Below are 17343 nucleotides of genomic sequence, written 5' to 3' on the forward strand. Positions count from 1 at the left end.
GAGTCCTGAGGGATAAAAACTGATGATCGATTAAAATAATTTATTGTGATTATTGACCCACACTTTAAGCTGATTTTGCAGTGATTTGATGTTTTTGAGCCTCCTCTAATTCACGAACGAGAGGCAATACTTTTTCGCCAAAATATTCCACTTCTTCAATAAAATGTAAGAAACCTGAAAGCACAAGGTCTACGCCCACACTTTTTAATTCCACAATACGTTCAGCAATTTGTTGTGGTGTGCCAATCAGATTGGTTTTAAAGCCATCATTGTATTGTACTAAGTCTTCAAAAGTAGATTTTGCCCAGTTACCTTCACCTTCTTTAGAAGCTGCACCTGCTTCACGAGTTGCATCACCAAAGGCATTGACTGCTTCAACATTGGCTTGATCAATGATGTCTTGTAGCACGGCTTGAGCTTCTTCTTCGGTATCACGGGCAATAATGAAGGCATTGACCCCAATTTTAACCTGATGGTTGTTTGCCTTTGCTTTTTCACGAATATCATCAATCTGCTTTTTCAGCTCAGCAGGTGTATTGCCGTTGGTAAAGTACCAATCCGATACACGTGAAGCCATATCGCGTGCGGCACGAGAGCTACCACCTTGGAAGATTTCAATATGCGGCTTTTGAATGGGTTTTGGGCTGAGGGTATAATCTTGGAACTGATAATATTTACCCTCAAAACTATAATGATCTGTTGTCCAAATCCCTTTTAGTGTGCGAATAAACTCTTCTGAACGAACATAGCGTTCGTCATGTTCAGGCCAAGGCTCACCAATAGCATCAAATTCACCTTTAAACCAGCCACTGACCACATTGATGGCAATACGCCCGTTGGTTAAATGGTCAATGGTGGCTAATTGCTTGGCTGCCAGTGCTGGTTTCCAAGGACCTGGTAAAATTGCGGCAATCACTTTTAATTTGTCAGTTTTTGCCAAAATACCATGACTAAAGCTCACTGATTCATGTTGATTTTCTGCGTTATATCCTGCTGTAAAGCGAATCTGAGTGAGTGCATATTCAAAGCCACTTTTTTCAGCGGCTTTTGCTAGACGCACATTATAGTCATAGCTCCAATCTGTACGCTGTTCGATTTGGCTCACCACCAAACCACCACTCACATTCGGTACCCAATACGCAAATTTAATATTTTTATCGTGTTGTGACATTAGTTGATCCTTGGAATAATTAAGCCACGTGTGTTTTTGGCTTTTTATGATGAATCCGTGCTTCTGCTGCATCTAAACTTGGTACAGCAGCGGAGGGTAAAACTTCTTCTTGCTCGATTTGTTTGTTAATGCCTAAGTTTTGTGAAGCCTGTTGAGATTTTACTTTCACCACATCTGCACGTTTTCCTTTGGCAGGTGCCCACTCTAAAATGGGTAATGCACGTGCAACGGCAAGCGTGATGCGATCACGTAAAAATTCGCTGTGAATCGTGTATTCAGGTGTGAAATCACGATCTGTTGCATAAACACCAATCGGTAGAGTTTGTGCTTGGAAGAAGCTGAACAATGGACGCAGTTGATGCTCAAGCACTAAAGCATGACGGTCTGAACCACCCGATGCAGCAAGCAATACAGGTACATCGACCAATGCAGTTTGTTCAACAAAGTCAAAGAAATGTTTAAATAACCCAGTGAATGACGCACGGTAAACAGGTGTTCCAACAATCAGTGCATCGGCTGCTTCTACGGCTGCTAAATCTTCTTGCACACGTTGTGGGAGTTGATGACGGTAAATTGCACCACCTAAGAGTTGCCCAATTTCACTAAATTTAATGAAATGTACATGGATGGGCGTTGCTTCACCTAATTCATCTAAAATGGCTTGGACTAAAGCTTCGGTTTTTGAAGGGTGATTTAAGCCACCTGATACAGCAACAATATTTAAGGGTTTCTGTTGAATAAATGACATGTCAATAACCTAAAAGCGTTTAATATCGGAATGACATTTATTAATCAACATTCAATATATTCTGTAAAATAAGCAAAAACAGATTGGTTATCAGATTTTTGGATATATGCTAAAAATTTATTTTGAGGTTTATTTTTATTCTTTAACTGCTTGATATATTTATTTAGTTTTAAAATATATAAGCAATTCTTTGCAAATGCTTAAATTTATATTTAAAAACGATAAAGAAATACAAAAAATGATAAATAACATAAAATGTGTAGGGATTTTATATTTAAAGCGACAAAATTATTAAAAATTCGTTATATTTAATTATCTTTAACAGCAATAGTACAGTTAGAATGAAAGACTGTGCTAGAGAGCTCTCACTTCGCTTATGAATATTTTAATCGTTGATGACCATCCACTGTTTCGCCATGCTTTAATTCAAGCGGTGCGTTATAGTTTACCCCAAGCTCAAATTCATGAAACTGCTGCAGTGAATGAATTTTATGAGCGTTTAGAGAATGGTCCTGAACCTGATTTAGTTCTGTTAGATTTAAATTTACCGGGTGCATCTGGGTTTTCTGCACTGGTGCATGTCCGTGCACAATATCCTTCATTGCCCATCATTGTCGTTTCTGCGCATGAAGAAGCTTCGATTATCCAACGTGCCATTGCACATGGTGCAATGGGTTACATTCCAAAATCAGCGCATCCAAGCCATATTGGTGAAGCGATTCGACAGGTGTTAGAAGGGGACATTTGGTTACCTCCAAATTTACCTGCAAATATGAGTTTTGATCCACGTGCAGCAGATGAGGCTGCCTTGGCTGAACGCATTCAATCTTTAACACCGCAACAATTCCGTGTGTTGATGATGGTGGCAGAAGGTTTGCTGAATAAACAAATTGCTTATGAACTTGAGGTATCTGAAGCGACAATTAAAGCGCATGTCACTGCAATTTTCCGTAAATTGGGCGTGCAAAATCGTACCCAAGCGGTATTGGCGATCAGTGCACTGAATATTGAAGAGAAAAAAGTGTAATTTATTGTGATGTTATAAAAATGGATGCTTTTAGCATCCATTTTTATTGAGCATTAGCGTTTGACTACGATTGAGTCAATACCGCTATGTTGTAAGGTCTGCTGTGCAATCACTGCTGCATTTTGAGAATCATAAGGACCAGAAATTACACGGTACCATGTTTGACCACCTTCGGTTGCTTTAACGACATCTGCTGATAGACCATTTAAAATGATTTCAGCACGGCGCGCATCGGCACTGTCAGGGTCAGGGTAACTACGTACTTGTAAAATATATTCAGGTTGTACAGGTGCAGGTGCTTGTTCAGAGCTATCTAAACCAACATTCACTTCCTCACTACTGCTTGGTGTTTCAGGTGCTTCCACGATCACAGGCTGTGTACTTGTTTGAGTTTCAGGCACAGCTTGCTCTGGAATTGGTGTTACCTGTTGGTTGGGCAAGAGGTCATAAAAACGGTAATCTTTATTGGTATCTTCTTGATAATGATCAGAAGTCACTTCATTACTACGTGTTTTTACAGGTGCCCACGGTTTCCAGAGCATCAGTGCGACACCAAAACTGAGGATAATTAATATAACGACAAGCATCCCTAACCATTTTGGAATCAATGGTTTTTTAGGTTTATTTGGCCGTTCAGACACGCCGCGTTGCGTTTTTCCAAACACGTGGAATTCCTCTTACTCAATAACAACGTTATATTTGACAACGTCTTTGAGTACCGACACGGTGGACGATACTCAATAGATTTCTACAGTATTTTAGCGATACCTTACATTGCCTCTGGTGCAGAAACACCGAGTAACTCTAGTCCATTATAGATGACTTGTTGAACATTTTTTGACAATAATAAACGAGCTTGTGTTAACTCGGCATCATCGCCTAAAACTTTATGTTCGTTGTACCAACCATGGAATAAAGACGCTAATTCTTTTAAATAATTCCCCACTTGATGTGGTTCATAATTGTTCGCAGCACGAATCAAAATTTCAGGATAAGCTGCAAGTTTTGCAAGAATTTCTGTTTCTGCATCTAAGTCTAATTTTGCAGCAAATTGGCGTGCATTTACTGTATCAAAATTGATACCCGCTGCAGCCGCTTTTTCAAGCATACGGCAAATACGTGCATGTGCATATTGGATGTAATACACCGCATTGTCTTTACTTTGTGACACAGCAAGATCTAAGTCAAAATCAATGTGTTGTTCAGATTTACGCATTACATAGTAGAAACGTGCAGCATCATTGCCCACTTCTTTACGTAAGTCACGCAAAGTCACGAACTGACCTGAACGAGATGACATTTGTATCATCTCACCGCCACGCCATAAGCTCACAAATTGAACAAGTAATACGGTAAGTTTCTTCGAGTCATAGCCCATCGCATCAATTGCCGCTTTGACACGTGCAATATAACCGTGGTGATCTGAACCCCAAATATCGATAATATCGGTATAGCCACGTTGTAATTTATTCAAGTGATACGCGATGTCAGAGGCAAAATACGTGGTTTGACCATTGCGACGTTTGACGACACGGTCTTTTTCATCACCAAATTCAGTCGATTTAAACCAAATGTTGCCATCTTTTTCGTAAAGGAAGCCACGTTGGTCTAAAGTTTGTAATGCTTCATCAATTTTTTCAGTCAATGATGCTTCGCTGAACCATTTGTCAAAGGTCACACCAAACTCACCAAGGTCATCTTTAATGTCATCTAAAATGGCATGTAAAGCAGCTTGATGGAAAACACGATAGCCTTCGCCAATTAAGTTTTGCGAGTTATGAATTAAACCATCAATGTGTTTTTCTTTATCACCTGAAAGTACAACTTTGTTGCCATCAGCATCAAGTTCTGCTGCGTATTGAACATCTTCAGGGACATCTTTGTATACCTCAGCGACAGGGCGAACGTACGCTTCACCATCTTTGTCGATAATGCTTTGCGCGATTTCTTTTACATAGTCGCCTTGGTAGGCATTTTTAGGGAAAACTAAAGTTTGACCTGTTAGCTCTAAATAACGCAAATAAGTTGAGGTTGCCAAAATGTCCATTTGACGACCTGCATCGTTGACATAATATTCACGGTCAACTTTTGCACCTGTTGCTTCAAGTAAGTTTGCAACGGTCATCCCATAAGCTGCACCGCGACCATGACCAACGTGAAGGCTTGAGGTTGGGTTTGCAGACACAAATTCAACTTGGATTTTCTTTGCTGCATTGGCTTGGGTTTTACCAAACTGATCTTTTTGTGCTTCGATACGATCAAGCACTGCAAAACGTTGGTCTGCATTTAAAAAGAAGTTAATAAAACCAGGACCTGCGATTTCAGCTTTACTAATATCTGCAACTTCTGGCAAATTTGCCAAGATTTTTTCTGCAAGATCACGAGGCTTCATACCTGCAACTTTCGCACCCATCATGGCAATATTTGACGCAAAATCCCCATGGCTTCGGTCTTTGGTTCGCGTTAAAACGCTGGTGTTGTTCCAGTCAGATGGAAGGGTCCCTTCAGCTTGTAGGGATTGCACTGCATGATCAAGAGCTGCTTGTATTGCCGTATTCATAATCGATCGAGAAATAAATGTTGCAGAAAAACAGCAAATATAGCAAATTTCCATGCTTTTAGGTAAAACCATTTGTATGCAAAGTACAAAAGAAGATAAATACGTTTGTTTAATTTTTGATAAATACTGAAAAAGATTCAAAATCTTAATACTTTCAATTATTGTATGTGGTTTATATGTGTCAAAAGCGCGTTGTATGAATCAGAAAACAGCCATGATTATTGGTAATATTCCGAAGTTACCTGCCAAATATGCTCCTTGGATTTTACCTTTATTATTATCAGGACTGATGAGTGGTATCATTTCGTTTATAAATACTGTCAAGAACTTGGGTTGGATCGAAAATTTATTCTCTATTTTCTTTTCTGCTTGGATGATGTCATGGATGTTTGCTTATCCTATCGTGTTGATCATATTGCCAATTGTAAGAAAACTAACCAGTTTATTTGTCGATATGTCACCAAATCAACCGCATAAATAAGCTGATTTGTTGTTTTTAAAGCTGTATTCCATGTCTAAATCTATCTCATATCACTATCAATTTAAGAAATACCCTAAATCGTAAAAAAAGGACTAATCTATAGCCCGAGATAGATGAAACTCGACTGTTTGTTATCTGGATTTTCATCTAAATCTAAACATAATGAGATGGGACATGACCACAGAAAACTTGCAAGTAAAGAAACCGTTATATACCCCTTATGCAGGGAACACTCTCCTTGAGCTTCCGCTTTTAAATAAAGGCTCGGCCTTTACGGAAGAAGAGCGTAGCCAATTTAATTTATATGGCTTGATTCCACATGTGATCGAAACCATCGAAGAACAAAGTCAACGCTCATATCAACAATATTGCGACTTTAATGACGCTATCAATAAACATATTTATCTTAGAAATATTCAAGACACCAATGAAACCTTGTTTTATCACCTGATTGAAAATCATCTCAGTGAAATGATGCCAATCATCTATACACCAACCGTTGGTGAAGCATGTCAGCGTTTCTCGGATATTTATCGCCGTCATCGTGGGACATTTATTTCCTATCCAGACCGTGAACATATCGATGATATTTTGCATAATGTGAATAAGAAAAATGTCAAAGTGATTGTCATCACAGATGGTGAACGTATTTTGGGATTAGGCGATCAGGGCATTGGTGGCATGGGTATTCCAATCGGAAAATTATCGCTCTATACCGCATGTGGTGGCATCAGTCCTGCATATACATTACCGATTACTTTAGACGTGGGGACGAACAATCAACAATTGTTAAATGATCCAATTTATCTCGGTTGGAATCAGCCTCGAATCAGCGGCGAAGAATATTATCATTTTGTTGATGATGTGATTGCGGCGATCAAGCGTCGTTGGCCAAAAGCATTAATTCAATTTGAAGACTTTGCACAAAAAAATGCGATGCCTTTACTGGAAAAATATCGGAATCAAATTTGCTGTTTTAATGATGATATTCAAGGGACAGCAGCAGTGTCAGTAGGCAGTCTCATTGCTGCAAGTCGTGCGGCAGGCAAACAACTGAAAGACCAAAAAGTGGCATTTTTAGGTGCAGGTTCAGCAGGTTGTGGTATTGCAGAACAAATTGTTGCACAAATGGTGGCAGAAGGTCTGACCGATACTGAAGCACGTGCACGTGTCTTTATGGTCGACCGTTTTGGTTTAATCACTGAAAATCAGCCGAACCTGTTAGATTTCCAACGTAAATTGGCACAAAAGCCTGAGGAAGTCGCGCATTGGGGCAATGCAGAAGAAGTCATTTCATTACTTGATGTAGTTAAAAATGCTAAACCAACGGTTCTTATTGGGGTGTCGGGACAACCAGGATTATTCACGGAAGAAATTATCCGAACTTTAGCTGCCAATTGCGAGCATCCGATTGTTTTACCATTATCAAACCCGACCTCTCGTGTAGAGGCTGTGCCTGCTGATATTATCGAATGGACAGAAGGGCGAGCTTTAATCGCAACAGGTAGTCCATTTGCACCTGTGAATTATCAAGGTCAAATCTTTAATATTTCACAATGTAATAACTCATACATTTTCCCTGGTATAGGGCTGGGCGTTGTTGCAGTACAAGCAACACGTGTCACAGATAATATGTTAATGGCTTCAAGTAATGCTTTGGCAGATTGTTCACCAAAATTACAAGATATTCATGCTGACTTATTGCCTGATTTGAACGAGCTACAAAAAGTTTCTAAGATCATTGCTTTTAAAGTAGCAAAAGCAGCGATCGAAGATGGTGTTGCACCTGCGATTAGTGATGAGCAATTACAAGAAAATATTGAAGCAAACTTTTGGAAACCTGAGTATCGTCGTTATAAACGTATACCATTTTAAGTTGAATTTATTGTCTATTCACATAAGATGGAGTCTACATAGACTCCATTTTTATATTTAAAATGCGTATAGCAAGCGATGTATATATGAGAAAAATAGTTTTAGCACTTGCCGTATGTTTGTCAGTTTCAAGCGTGTATGCACAAGAAAATATATGCGAAACACAGTGGCAAACTGAACAGAAAAAACCCATTCAAATCAAAAAGCTCAAACGTCAACATTGTGCTTTGATTTGGGAGGATGCCAAAGTCAGTGCGTTACTAAAAAAGATGGGGCTGAACCACAATAATGATCAATGGATGGCAACCGATGAGTGTGATGTGATCCAAGTGGGGCAGCAAAAATACACCTTGTATCAAGCTTATTATAAAAATGACTTGAGTAATTTGTACGTGCTTCGCGATTCAAACAATAATCTGTATGGATTTTTTAGAGATTTAGGCAAATATTCATTTGTAGAAGATAAATTTATTCCAACCCAAACAGCCAATCGACACGGCGTTGATTTGAAATGTGCAGCGTTAGGGAATAATTCAAAATTGCCGCATATTTTGATCCAAAATATTTTTCAACGTGGCATAGATTTAACACATTATTCTTTTGACGATAACAGTAAATAAATATAGACGCAGATTTAAAAAGACATGAAAAAATATTTAGTTGTGGTTTTACTGTTAAGTAGCGCACAGGTCTTTGCAGACAATATTTCGTGTGTGCAAAGTAGTCGTGACTTGATTTCTGAATTGTATCGGGATTATCCACTGCACTCAGACAAAGATATTGCAGGCGAGCCTCGACAGATTTTGCGTCATTATTTTGATGCCAATATGGTGCAACTTTTATTGCGTGAGCAAAAGTGTGCTGCAAAAATACAGGGTCAATGTCATTTAGATTTTAACATTTTGAGTAATGCGCAAGATGTAGCTGACGATATTTCCATCCGTGTTTTGGATGCGACAGAGCATCGTGCACTACTTAAAGTTGGCGAACAATTCATTGATTTCAAAATGCGTATGGAGCAAAACTGTATGCGAATTCAGGACATTGAATATGAAGAAGCCGACAGTCTAAAACAAAGATTGAGTGGGAAATGAAAAAATTTAATAAAATTAGTATTGTCATTCTTGTGTTGCTGGAGTTGACAGTATGTCATGACCCATCACAAAAATAGGCGATGATCAAACTCAAATTACAGCTGCCGTTGAAGAAAAAGTAGAACAAATTAACCGTTCATCCCAAGCATCATCCGAAGAAACACCAATGGATTCAAAAGAATTTTATGAAATGATGAATGTGGAAACATGGTTTGGATTTGATGAAAACTCGCCAGAGCCGATGTGTCATACAGTGAAATTTTATAAACTGAAACCTGATCAATGTGATATTTCTAAGTAGGCGTTTGGTTTGGAAAATGATGCAATTTATATTGAGAAAGCCTCCTCACGTATTTTTGCATATTCAACAGAGCAACAATGTATTGATGCATTGGAAGTACGAAATTCCAATGCACCTTAATCTTGATCCAGAAAATATTCTTCTTGCACAAGTCGAATATTGGCTTGCAAAATTATTCTGTATCTAGAATTTCTTCGAGTATGTCTTCATTCGGGGCAAAGAAATAAGCGCCATCTACTGGGGTCACAAAGTGAAGTAAACGGTCATGAATGCCATCGCCACTTGTACCAAACATACGCACGAGCATTTTATCAATACGGGTTAAGTCTTTGGTATAAGCAATGAAGAATAAACCTTGTTCGCCCTGACCATCACCATAGGGTAAAGAGTGGCGTAGAATTTCGAGTTCTTCACCTGCATCATCTTCAATCACGGTACGCGCAATATGTGCATTGTCAGGTTTAGCATCATCATCGAGCTCAATACTTTCTAACTTAGTACGACCAATGACATGCTCTTGAGCATCAACTTTTAGTTTTTTCCAATTTTCTAAGTTATGTACATAACGCTGTGCAAAGACAAAAGAACCTTCAGCAAAAATACCTGCTTCTTCACCAAGTAATGCGACTTCGTCACGGTCATCAGGGAATTGTGGATTTTCAGTACCATCAATGAAACCTGTTAAATCACGGCCATCTAAATAGCGGAAACACACTCGTTCATCTAAAACTTCAACTTGGTCTTGGATGCCATCAAAAAATGATTGGCTCATTGCAAAACATAAATCTGCACGGGCTGAAGCAATATGAATCAGGACATCCGCAGGCACTACAGGCATGTTGAAAGAACCCTGAATCGGTTCAAGTTGTTTAAAACCTGTCGGAGTTTGAGAATAAAGCTGTGTCCAAAGTGCGGGACCAAATGCGACAGAGGTTTTGATTTCAGCTTCAGGATGCTGGGTGATTAAACGATCACGTGTGCTAAACAGCGCATTGAGTTGTTCTTTTAAAGCATCAATAGACAGATCTTTTAAATTTAAAACAATAAAGCGGGCATGATTTGACGGTAAAGGCAAAATTACAGATTGGGCTGTCATTACGAGATGGCTCCTTCATTTATTATTCATTCAATTTAACTATTGTGCATGATCATACACAGACTAGAAAGCGAAGCTTTATATTTTTTAACGATTAAATTAATCGAAAAGTATGGTATTAAAATCGTTATAATTACATTTCAAAAAATCTCCTGATATTTATTATGTCTTATCAAGTCTGGTTTGCTTATATGTTGGCGTGCTGGGTGATCAGTATTTCCCCTGGTGCGGGCGCAATTGCATCGATGTCGAGTGGTTTAAGCTATGGTTTTCGCCGTGGTTATTGGAATGCTTTAGGCTTACAACTGGCATTAATTGTACAAATTGGCATTGTTGCAGCAGGGGTGGGAGTGTTATTCGCGACGACACCTTGGGCATTTTTATTGGTGAAATGGTTTGGAGTGTTGTATTTATTGTATTTGGCATATTTACAATGGAATGCCCCCATTCAGTCGATTGATATTAAAGCCGAAACTCAGCCTAAAACGATTCCTATGCTCATTCTACATGGTTTCTTGGTGAATATGAGTAATCCTAAAGCCATTGTGTTTTTACTCGCAGTCTTGCCACAATTTTTAGATTTGTCTAAACCACAGTGGATTCAATATGTGATTATGGCTGTCACCATGATTACGATTGATTTGATTGTGATGGCAGGTTATACAGGCTTGGCAGCCAAAGTCTTAAGGTTGCTCAAATCACCAAAACAACAAAAATATATGAATCGTACTTTTGCCATATTATTTAGTTGCGCCGCAGCTTTGTTGAGTTTGGTGCATCAGTGATGGAATACATTTTAAGCATTCTTTTTTAGAATGAGCTTATATTTATACGAAAAAACGTTGATTCATAATGATCTTATGTTTGAGTTGAGACATATACCGTAAAAAGCAAATCATTAAACAGACTATATTAAACTTTGGCAGTGAGTTTAATGATTTGAAACTCTCAGGTTTTAACGGATTTTTTTAACTTTTTGAATAATAAAGATCATGGCAAATACAATCGACATGGTTAAAACAATGCTTAAACCTGTGGAAATATTTAAACCCGCACTTGACCATAAACCGACAGTCACACCCATTTGAGCAATGATAAAAGCAGCAATGACCATTTGCTTTGGAGAGTGTGACACGAGACGTGCACTGAGTGCAGGAATAACCAACAATGCACCCATGAGTAAAGAACCCACAGCACGTAATGCTAAAACGGTAAATAATGCCAAAAGCAACATGAAAATTAGGCGTTGCCATTTTGCATTAACCCCTTCACTGACCGCAATATCAGGATCAATGGCAATTTGAATCTGTGCTTGCCAATAGTGAAACAACACAGCCAAAGCTGCGATGATAATACCAATAAATACAGGTAAATCTGACCATTCAATGGTGAGTAGGTCACCAAATAGATAACTCAATAATTCAGGTCGTAGGGCAGGTAAGTGCTGAATCAGCAACAAGCCTGAACAGAGTAAAGTTGCGGAGCACAGCGCAAGCAAAGCATCATTGGGTAAACGAGGATCGTGCAATACCCAAAGAATTGCCACTAATAAAATAGCGGTAAACGTTACACCAATCCATAAAGGCAGACTTAGCACTGCTGCAAGTGCCACCCCTAAGAGCGTGCCGTGTGCCATGGTATCGGCAAAAAAAGACATCCTGCGCCACAACATTAAACAGCCCAAAGGTGCTGTTAGAAAAACCAAAAGTGTGCCCATAATCCATGCTGGTAATAGCAGTTGTAACCATTCCATCATGATCTAGGCTTCCGGTTCAGGGTGAATGTGGGGACGAGCATCATGTTCACAGGTTTTTGCAGAGTCACCGTGTGCACAATGATCATGATGGTGTTGATATGGGACACGATTTGTCCCGAAAATCGCTTGATACTCAGGATGTTGTTGAATATTTTCAGGTAAACCACTACAGCAAATATGTTTGTTTAAACACACGACCCGTTGTGTCCCTTGCATGACCCATTGTAAATCATGCGATACGATTAAAATCGAACAACCATAGCGTTCAGGCAAACTGCGCACATAATCATAGAGTTCAGCTTCAGACTGAATGTCTAAGCCTTGCATAGGTTCATCAAGCACTAAAACATCCGGTTGGCGTAATAACGCCCGTGCCAATAGCACACGTTGACGTTCGCCACCTGAAAGCTGCTGTACTTTTGAGTCTTTTAGTTTGGTAATGCCTGTATCTCGAATGATTTCGGTTTTAATGGTTTTGTCGCATTTTTCGAGATCAAGTAAATCTTTCACACGTAGTGGTAAACTATGCGAAGGATTGAATTTTTGTGGTACATATGCCAGTTTGAGTTTTTTAGGGCTAATGATTTTACCTGAGTTGGGCTTTACTATGCCCAATAGCACCTTAATCAGGGTTGATTTTCCTGCGCCATTGGGACCAATCAGCGTGACAATTTCTTTTTCATGTAAAGAAAAATCAACATTTTTTAAAATATCACGCTCATCAATCCGCACATTGATCTGTTGTAATTGCACAAGCGAAGCTGTGACTGGCTTTAAGCCTTGTTCGAGCACTGCTGACATAGTCCTGAAATCTCGATAATACTGTGGTGTGCTTTAAATCCATCTGAATCTGAGAGTTGATCAAGTTGCTCAATCAGACCTTTAGCAGAAGCCTCTTTCACCGTATGGCATTCAGAACAAATCAAAAAAGCCGCTTGGTGTCCTTCACGAGGGTGGCAACACGGAATATAGGCATTGATAGAGGTTAAACGGTGAATAAAACCCTTTTCTAATAAAAAGTCTAATGTTCTATACACTGTTGGTGGGGCAGCAGGGCGTTCAGATGAGCCTTTTAGTTTTGCCAATAAGTCATACGCACCCACGGGACCTGTCGAATTTAAGATGAGTTCTAGCACTTCTTTTCGTAGAGGTGTGAGACGAGCACCCGCAGCAGCACAAATATTTTCTGCTTCTATTAGACGAGTTTTGACATTTTGATGGTCATGGACGCCATGTAAAGTATCATGATGCTCGTGTGAACATAGGTTCATTGCACACCTCAAAAGACGTTTTTAGTAAAAGGACAATCACAAATAGTAACATGAAGCCTGATCATGTTACGAATGGCATAGGTTTTTTTTCATATTTGTTATATTATAACATTTAAGTAATTTTGGTAAATTTTTCCACATGAAACGCTTCTTTGCTTTCTGTGTCAGCGCATTATTTGCAGGTATGGCGTGGGCACAAGCACCTTTGGTGGTGTCAACACATCCTATTTATTTGATTTCAAAAAAAGTCATGCAAGGTATTGAAGAACCTGTATTGCTTTTAGATCATCAAAGTGGACATGATGTACAGCTAACGCCATTGAACCGGAAAACCATTAAAGAGGCATCTTTGGTGATTTGGCTGGGTAAAGCCCATGAAGCACCGCTCGAAAAAGCGTTGCAAGACAATGCCAATGCCATTTCTATTTTAGATTCGGGTATTATCCAAGCCTTGCCCTTAAGAAGTCCACGAGGTATTGCCTTAAAAGATACTGTCGATACTCATGTATGGCTTGATCCAAACAATGCTGTACGTATCGGTTTCTTTATTGCAGCTTTACGTTCACAACAACATCCTGAAAATAAAACAGCGTATTGGAATAATGCGAAAAAATTTGCCAATGAAATGCTTTTAGCATCACAAAGATATACAGGAGAGGGGGTAGCACGACCATATTGGGCATATCATGATGCTTATCAATATTTAGAACGTTCGCTTAACTTAAAATTTGCGGGTGCGATGACTGATGACCCACATGTTGCGCCCACGATTGCCCAAATTAAATACCTCAATGACCATCGACCAAGCAAAAAAGTCTGTTTACTTGCTGAAGCCAGTGCAAGCCCAAGTCAATATAAAAAATTGGGTGCAATTACATTTCAATCGGTTGATGAATCTTTAGCGAAACAACAAGATTTTGTGGTTGCATGGCAAACTTTAGCTGCACAAACACAAGCTTGCGTAGTTAATGCACGAAAATGATGCAAATATTAAGCAACAATTGTACAGATCAAAAGCAATTTAATCTGTGAAAAAAACACGACTAAGGTCGGGAAAAGATTGCATGTTCAGGGGTGTAACTCTATAATGCCTGCGATTAAAAACGATCATCAGCTAAACTTGTCAAGCATTTATGCTGTGAGTGGATAAAAAATGAGCCGAACTAGTCGCATGATTGACCGACGATTAGCGAAAGCTTTGGTCTATTTACAAGCATGTATGATTCCTGTTTCAGCCTTGATAGGGTGGGTCTTGAAAGACTCGACTGCGGCTTTGAGTGCAGCATTAGGTGCACTAATATGTTGGCTTGCTAGTTGTTATTTTTCTTGGCAGTCATTTCGAGCAGCAGGCGCGCGAGCATCGAAACAAGTTCTTTCGAACATGTATCGGGGCATGATGGGCAAATTTGCAATTGTGATCGTTGGATTCATTTTAATTTTAAGCAATGTCAAACCGTTATCCCCGGTCGCATTGTTTTGTGGTTTTATACTTGTACAAGCCATGACGTGGATTGCTCCTTTTTGGGCAACCCGTTTACAAAAATGAGTATAAGCACAGCAAAAATTGAAAAGTTTTTCAGGAATAGGCGAGATATCAAGCAGCACGCGATATTCGTTTTATTCTATTAGTTTTTTTACATTGACCAGGTGTGATTTATGGCTGCTGAAGAACATGCCCTTACTTCGACCGAGTATATCAAGCATCACTTGACCAATATGACCTATGGTAAAATGCCAGACGGTACATGGAAATTGGCTGAAAGTGGTGCTGAAGCTCAACAGATGGGGTTCACTGCTATTCACTTGGATTCAATGGGTTGGTCTATCGGACTTGGTTTAATTTTCTGTTTGTTGTTCTGGTGCGTAGCGAAAGCTGCAAACTCTGGTGTTCCTACCAAGTTCCAGTCTGCAATTGAAATGATTATTGAGTTTGTAGATTCAAGTGTTCGTGATACTTTCCACGGGAAGTCTCGTTTGATTGCACCGTTGGCACTAACCATTTTTGTGTGGATTTTCCTCATGAACTTAATGGACTTAGTACCAGTAGATTTCATTCCACATCTCGCTACGCTTATTGGTAGCAACGTGTTTGGTATGGATCCACACAGTGTGTATTTCAAAATTGTACCTACTACAGATCCTAACATTACTCTTGGTATGTCTTTATCTGTATTTGCTCTCATTATTTTCTACAGTATTCGTGAAAAAGGTGTGAGTGGTTTTGTAGGCGAATTGGCACTGAATCCATTCAATCCTAAGAATCCAATCGCTAAAGCGCTTTTAATTCCATTTAACTTGCTTTTGGAATTGGTAACTTTCCTTGCACGTCCAATCTCTTTGGCTCTCCGACTTTTCGGTAACATGTATGCGGGTGAATTAATCTTCATTCTTATCGCATTATTACCGTTCTGGATCCAGTGGGCATTGTCTGTGCCATGGGCGATTTTCCATATTTTGATTATCACCCTGCAAGCATTTATTTTTATGATGCTCACCATCGTTTATCTAAGCATGGCAAGCGAAAAGCATTAATGGTATTACCTAACTATCAATCGGTGGTTAGGTACAGTTTTTTTAACTTAATTTGGTATAAAACCTAACCTCTGAGGAATTATCATGGAACTCACTTTAGGTCTAGTTGCAATTGCATCTGCTATCTTGATCGCTTTTGGTGCTTTAGGTACTGCGATTGGTTTTGGTCTTTTAGGCGGTCGCTTCCTTGAAGCTGTTGCTCGTCAACCAGAATTGGCTCCACAACTTCAAACTCGTATGTTCTTAATTGCGGGTCTTCTTGATGCTGTGCCTATGATCGGCGTTGGTATTGGTTTGTTCTTCATCTTCGCAAATCCATTTGTAGGTTAATCAGCTTAATTCCTAAATTAAACCATTGAGGAATTTGCAATGAATATCAACCTCACATTGATTGGCCAAGCGATTGCATTTGCGATTTTTGTCGCATTCTGCATGAAGTTTGTATGGCCACCACTAATCAATGCGATTAGTGAGCGTCAGCGTAAAATCGCTGATGGCTTAAATGCTGCTGAAAAAGCGAAAGCTGATCTTGCTGATGCGCAAGCACAAGTAAAGCAAGAAATTGATGCAGCAAAAGCACAAGCGGCTCAATTGATCGAACAAGCGAACCGTCGTGCGGCACAATTGGTCGAAGAAGCGCGTACCCAAGCATCTGCTGAAGGTGAGCGTATTCGTCAACAAGCGAAAGATGCTGTTGACCAAGACATCAATTCTGCTCGTGAAGAATTACGTCAACAAGTTGCTGCTCTTGCAGTTGCTGGTGCAGAGAAAATTCTGAACCAACAAGTTGACGCAGAAGCTCATAATGCCATGCTGAATCAGCTGGCTGCTAAACTTTAAGAGAGGCGAATATGGCTGAACTCTTGACGTTGGCACGCCCATACGCTAAAGCAGCATTTGCTTATGCATCTGAGCAAAATGCAACTGACGCTTGGTCAAATGCATTACAACTGCTCAGTGCTGCGGTGCAAGATGAAGCATTCTCCGCTTATTTAAATCGCCCTGAGTTGACGCCTGCTGAGCAGGTTGCACTTTTCGCGAAAGTTTTAGGTGAACAGCAAACTGAAGCGGTGTCAAACTTTTTGACACTTCTTGCTGACAACGGTCGTTTGACCTTGTTACCTGAAATTGAAGCTGAATTTGAACAACTCAAATCGCAAAATAACAACACTGTAGACGTTGTGATTGAATCGGCTTTCCCGCTAGATTCAGTACAAGAACAGAAGTTGGCTCATGCGTTGGAAAAACGTTTGAACAGCGCTGTGAAAGTTACAGTTGAAGTAAATCCAGCATTGATTGCTGGTGTTGTTATTCGTGCAGGCGACCAAGTGATAGATGATTCTGCGCTTAGCAAGCTTGAAAAAATGCGTACTCGTCTTTTAGCGTAATTGTGCATCATAATTACATAAGACGAAGACTGAACTAATAAAA

Annotated in this window: 21 protein-coding genes; 13 read left to right on the forward strand and 8 right to left on the reverse strand. The window is 39.5% G+C overall.

Annotation, left to right across the window (positions count from 1 at the left end):
* Window positions 1-64 precede the first annotated feature (64 nt).
* Both sfnG and msuE read right to left on the reverse strand, forming a co-directional pair.
* Window positions 65-1171 (reverse strand): dimethylsulfone monooxygenase SfnG, encoded by a 1107-nt coding sequence (gene sfnG / locus HX129_RS12810; protein WP_130074827.1) that lies wholly within the window; start codon window positions 1169-1171, stop codon window positions 65-67.
* Window positions 1172-1190: 19 nt separating this feature from the next.
* Window positions 1191-1919 carry an FMN reductase gene (gene msuE, locus HX129_RS12815; protein WP_130074826.1) on the reverse strand — a complete coding sequence of 243 codons (729 nt, stop codon included), beginning with the start codon at window positions 1917-1919 and terminating at the stop codon, window positions 1191-1193.
* A gap of 376 nt (window positions 1920-2295) precedes the next feature.
* On the opposite strand from msuE, the gene HX129_RS12820 reads away from it, so the two are divergent.
* Entirely contained in the window at window positions 2296-2946 is a 651-nt protein-coding gene (locus tag HX129_RS12820) for a response regulator (RefSeq protein WP_130074825.1), read from the forward strand.
* Between the two features lie 53 nt (window positions 2947-2999).
* Here HX129_RS12820 and HX129_RS12825 read toward each other — a convergent pair whose 3' ends face one another.
* Window positions 3000-3611 carry an SPOR domain-containing protein gene (locus HX129_RS12825; RefSeq protein WP_130074824.1) on the reverse strand — a complete coding sequence of 204 codons (612 nt, stop codon included), beginning with the start codon at window positions 3609-3611 and terminating at the stop codon, window positions 3000-3002.
* A gap of 104 nt (window positions 3612-3715) precedes the next feature.
* Window positions 3716-5506 (reverse strand): arginine--tRNA ligase, encoded by a 1791-nt coding sequence (argS, locus tag HX129_RS12830; protein ID WP_180046536.1) that lies wholly within the window; start codon window positions 5504-5506, stop codon window positions 3716-3718.
* A gap of 196 nt (window positions 5507-5702) precedes the next feature.
* On the opposite strand from argS, the gene HX129_RS12835 reads away from it, so the two are divergent.
* From HX129_RS12835 to HX129_RS12855, 5 genes are all read left to right on the forward strand, one after another.
* The gene (locus HX129_RS12835; protein WP_286434998.1) at window positions 5703-5987 is read left to right on the forward strand and encodes a DUF2798 domain-containing protein; all 285 of its coding nucleotides are present in this window, start codon (window positions 5703-5705) and stop codon (window positions 5985-5987) included.
* Window positions 5988-6161: 174 nt separating this feature from the next.
* Window positions 6162-7862 carry an NAD-dependent malic enzyme gene (locus HX129_RS12840; RefSeq protein WP_130074821.1) on the forward strand — a complete coding sequence of 567 codons (1701 nt, stop codon included), beginning with the start codon at window positions 6162-6164 and terminating at the stop codon, window positions 7860-7862.
* An 86-nt stretch (window positions 7863-7948) separates the two neighbouring features.
* Window positions 7949-8482: a hypothetical protein gene (locus tag HX129_RS12845; protein ID WP_174493520.1), complete on the forward strand. Its 534-nt coding sequence runs from the start codon at window positions 7949-7951 to the stop codon at window positions 8480-8482.
* Between the two features lie 24 nt (window positions 8483-8506).
* The gene (locus HX129_RS12850) at window positions 8507-8956 is read left to right on the forward strand and encodes a hypothetical protein (protein ID WP_130074819.1); all 450 of its coding nucleotides are present in this window, start codon (window positions 8507-8509) and stop codon (window positions 8954-8956) included.
* A 166-nt stretch (window positions 8957-9122) separates the two neighbouring features.
* Complete coding sequence (locus tag HX129_RS12855; protein WP_286434999.1) at window positions 9123-9257, forward strand: hypothetical protein; 135 nt, start codon at window positions 9123-9125, stop codon at window positions 9255-9257.
* A 172-nt stretch (window positions 9258-9429) separates the two neighbouring features.
* Here HX129_RS12855 and HX129_RS12860 read toward each other — a convergent pair whose 3' ends face one another.
* Complete coding sequence (locus HX129_RS12860) at window positions 9430-10353, reverse strand: Dyp-type peroxidase (protein ID WP_130074817.1); 924 nt, start codon at window positions 10351-10353, stop codon at window positions 9430-9432.
* Window positions 10354-10517: 164 nt separating this feature from the next.
* Between HX129_RS12860 and HX129_RS12865 the strand changes: the two genes are divergently transcribed.
* Window positions 10518-11138, forward strand: a complete 621-nt coding sequence (locus tag HX129_RS12865) for a LysE family transporter (protein WP_130074816.1) — start codon at window positions 10518-10520, stop codon at window positions 11136-11138.
* A 170-nt stretch (window positions 11139-11308) separates the two neighbouring features.
* On the opposite strand, the gene znuB is transcribed toward HX129_RS12865, so the two are convergent.
* The 3 genes from znuB to HX129_RS12880 are packed head-to-tail and all read right to left on the reverse strand — an operon-like array spanning window position 11309 to window position 13380.
* Window positions 11309-12109: a zinc ABC transporter permease subunit ZnuB gene (gene znuB / locus HX129_RS12870; protein ID WP_130074815.1), complete on the reverse strand. Its 801-nt coding sequence runs from the start codon at window positions 12107-12109 to the stop codon at window positions 11309-11311.
* A gap of 3 nt (window positions 12110-12112) precedes the next feature.
* Window positions 12113-12910: a zinc ABC transporter ATP-binding protein ZnuC gene (gene znuC / locus HX129_RS12875; RefSeq protein ID WP_174493515.1), complete on the reverse strand. Its 798-nt coding sequence runs from the start codon at window positions 12908-12910 to the stop codon at window positions 12113-12115.
* A complete protein-coding gene (locus tag HX129_RS12880) occupies window positions 12883-13380 on the reverse strand; it encodes a transcriptional repressor (RefSeq protein ID WP_130074813.1) in 498 nt (165 codons plus the stop codon). Before HX129_RS12880 ends, znuC begins: the two co-directional genes overlap by 28 nt.
* A 139-nt stretch (window positions 13381-13519) precedes the next feature.
* Between HX129_RS12880 and HX129_RS12885 the strand changes: the two genes are divergently transcribed.
* From HX129_RS12885 to HX129_RS12910, 6 genes are all read left to right on the forward strand, one after another.
* Window positions 13520-14362: a metal ABC transporter solute-binding protein, Zn/Mn family gene (locus HX129_RS12885; protein ID WP_286435000.1), complete on the forward strand. Its 843-nt coding sequence runs from the start codon at window positions 13520-13522 to the stop codon at window positions 14360-14362.
* Window positions 14363-14533: 171 nt separating this feature from the next.
* Complete coding sequence (locus HX129_RS12890) at window positions 14534-14926, forward strand: ATP synthase subunit I (RefSeq protein ID WP_111861471.1); 393 nt, start codon at window positions 14534-14536, stop codon at window positions 14924-14926.
* Between the two features lie 110 nt (window positions 14927-15036).
* The gene (gene atpB, locus HX129_RS12895; RefSeq protein WP_068975643.1) at window positions 15037-15912 is read left to right on the forward strand and encodes a F0F1 ATP synthase subunit A; all 876 of its coding nucleotides are present in this window, start codon (window positions 15037-15039) and stop codon (window positions 15910-15912) included.
* 84 nt (window positions 15913-15996) lie between these two features.
* Window positions 15997-16242, forward strand: coding sequence for a F0F1 ATP synthase subunit C (gene atpE, locus HX129_RS12900; RefSeq protein WP_000424060.1), 246 nt, complete (start codon window positions 15997-15999; stop codon window positions 16240-16242).
* Window positions 16243-16281: 39 nt separating this feature from the next.
* Window positions 16282-16752 (forward strand): F0F1 ATP synthase subunit B, encoded by a 471-nt coding sequence (locus HX129_RS12905; RefSeq protein WP_130074811.1) that lies wholly within the window; start codon window positions 16282-16284, stop codon window positions 16750-16752.
* Between the two features lie 11 nt (window positions 16753-16763).
* Window positions 16764-17300 (forward strand): F0F1 ATP synthase subunit delta, encoded by a 537-nt coding sequence (locus HX129_RS12910; RefSeq protein WP_130074810.1) that lies wholly within the window; start codon window positions 16764-16766, stop codon window positions 17298-17300.
* Window positions 17301-17343 lie beyond the last annotated feature (43 nt).

Source organism: Acinetobacter sp. 251-1, from assembly GCF_030329305.1.
GTDB lineage: Bacteria > Pseudomonadota > Gammaproteobacteria > Pseudomonadales > Moraxellaceae > Acinetobacter > Acinetobacter piscicola_A.

Coding starts and splice junctions, on each gene's coding strand:
- sfnG (WP_130074827.1), bottom strand. CDS start 1,171: ATGTCACAACACGATAAAAATATTAAATTTGCGTATTGGGTACCGAAT.
- msuE (WP_130074826.1), bottom strand. CDS start 1,919: ATGTCATTTATTCAACAGAAACCCTTAAATATTGTTGCTGTATCAGGT.
- HX129_RS12820 (WP_130074825.1), top strand. CDS start 2,296: ATGAATATTTTAATCGTTGATGACCATCCACTGTTTCGCCATGCTTTA.
- argS (WP_180046536.1), bottom strand. CDS start 5,506: ATGAATACGGCAATACAAGCAGCTCTTGATCATGCAGTGCAATCCCTA.
- HX129_RS12835 (WP_286434998.1), top strand. CDS start 5,703: ATGAATCAGAAAACAGCCATGATTATTGGTAATATTCCGAAGTTACCT.
- HX129_RS12840 (WP_130074821.1), top strand. CDS start 6,162: ATGACCACAGAAAACTTGCAAGTAAAGAAACCGTTATATACCCCTTAT.
- HX129_RS12845 (WP_174493520.1), top strand. CDS start 7,949: ATGAGAAAAATAGTTTTAGCACTTGCCGTATGTTTGTCAGTTTCAAGC.
- HX129_RS12850 (WP_130074819.1), top strand. CDS start 8,507: ATGAAAAAATATTTAGTTGTGGTTTTACTGTTAAGTAGCGCACAGGTC.
- HX129_RS12855 (WP_286434999.1), top strand. CDS start 9,123: ATGGATTCAAAAGAATTTTATGAAATGATGAATGTGGAAACATGGTTT.
- HX129_RS12860 (WP_130074817.1), bottom strand. CDS start 10,353: ATGACAGCCCAATCTGTAATTTTGCCTTTACCGTCAAATCATGCCCGC.
- HX129_RS12865 (WP_130074816.1), top strand. CDS start 10,518: ATGTCTTATCAAGTCTGGTTTGCTTATATGTTGGCGTGCTGGGTGATC.
- znuB (WP_130074815.1), bottom strand. CDS start 12,109: ATGATGGAATGGTTACAACTGCTATTACCAGCATGGATTATGGGCACA.
- znuC (WP_174493515.1), bottom strand. CDS start 12,910: ATGTCAGCAGTGCTCGAACAAGGCTTAAAGCCAGTCACAGCTTCGCTT.
- HX129_RS12880 (WP_130074813.1), bottom strand. CDS start 13,380: ATGAACCTATGTTCACACGAGCATCATGATACTTTACATGGCGTCCAT.
- HX129_RS12885 (WP_286435000.1), top strand. CDS start 13,520: ATGAAACGCTTCTTTGCTTTCTGTGTCAGCGCATTATTTGCAGGTATG.
- HX129_RS12890 (WP_111861471.1), top strand. CDS start 14,534: ATGAGCCGAACTAGTCGCATGATTGACCGACGATTAGCGAAAGCTTTG.
- atpB (WP_068975643.1), top strand. CDS start 15,037: ATGGCTGCTGAAGAACATGCCCTTACTTCGACCGAGTATATCAAGCAT.
- atpE (WP_000424060.1), top strand. CDS start 15,997: ATGGAACTCACTTTAGGTCTAGTTGCAATTGCATCTGCTATCTTGATC.
- HX129_RS12905 (WP_130074811.1), top strand. CDS start 16,282: ATGAATATCAACCTCACATTGATTGGCCAAGCGATTGCATTTGCGATT.
- HX129_RS12910 (WP_130074810.1), top strand. CDS start 16,764: ATGGCTGAACTCTTGACGTTGGCACGCCCATACGCTAAAGCAGCATTT.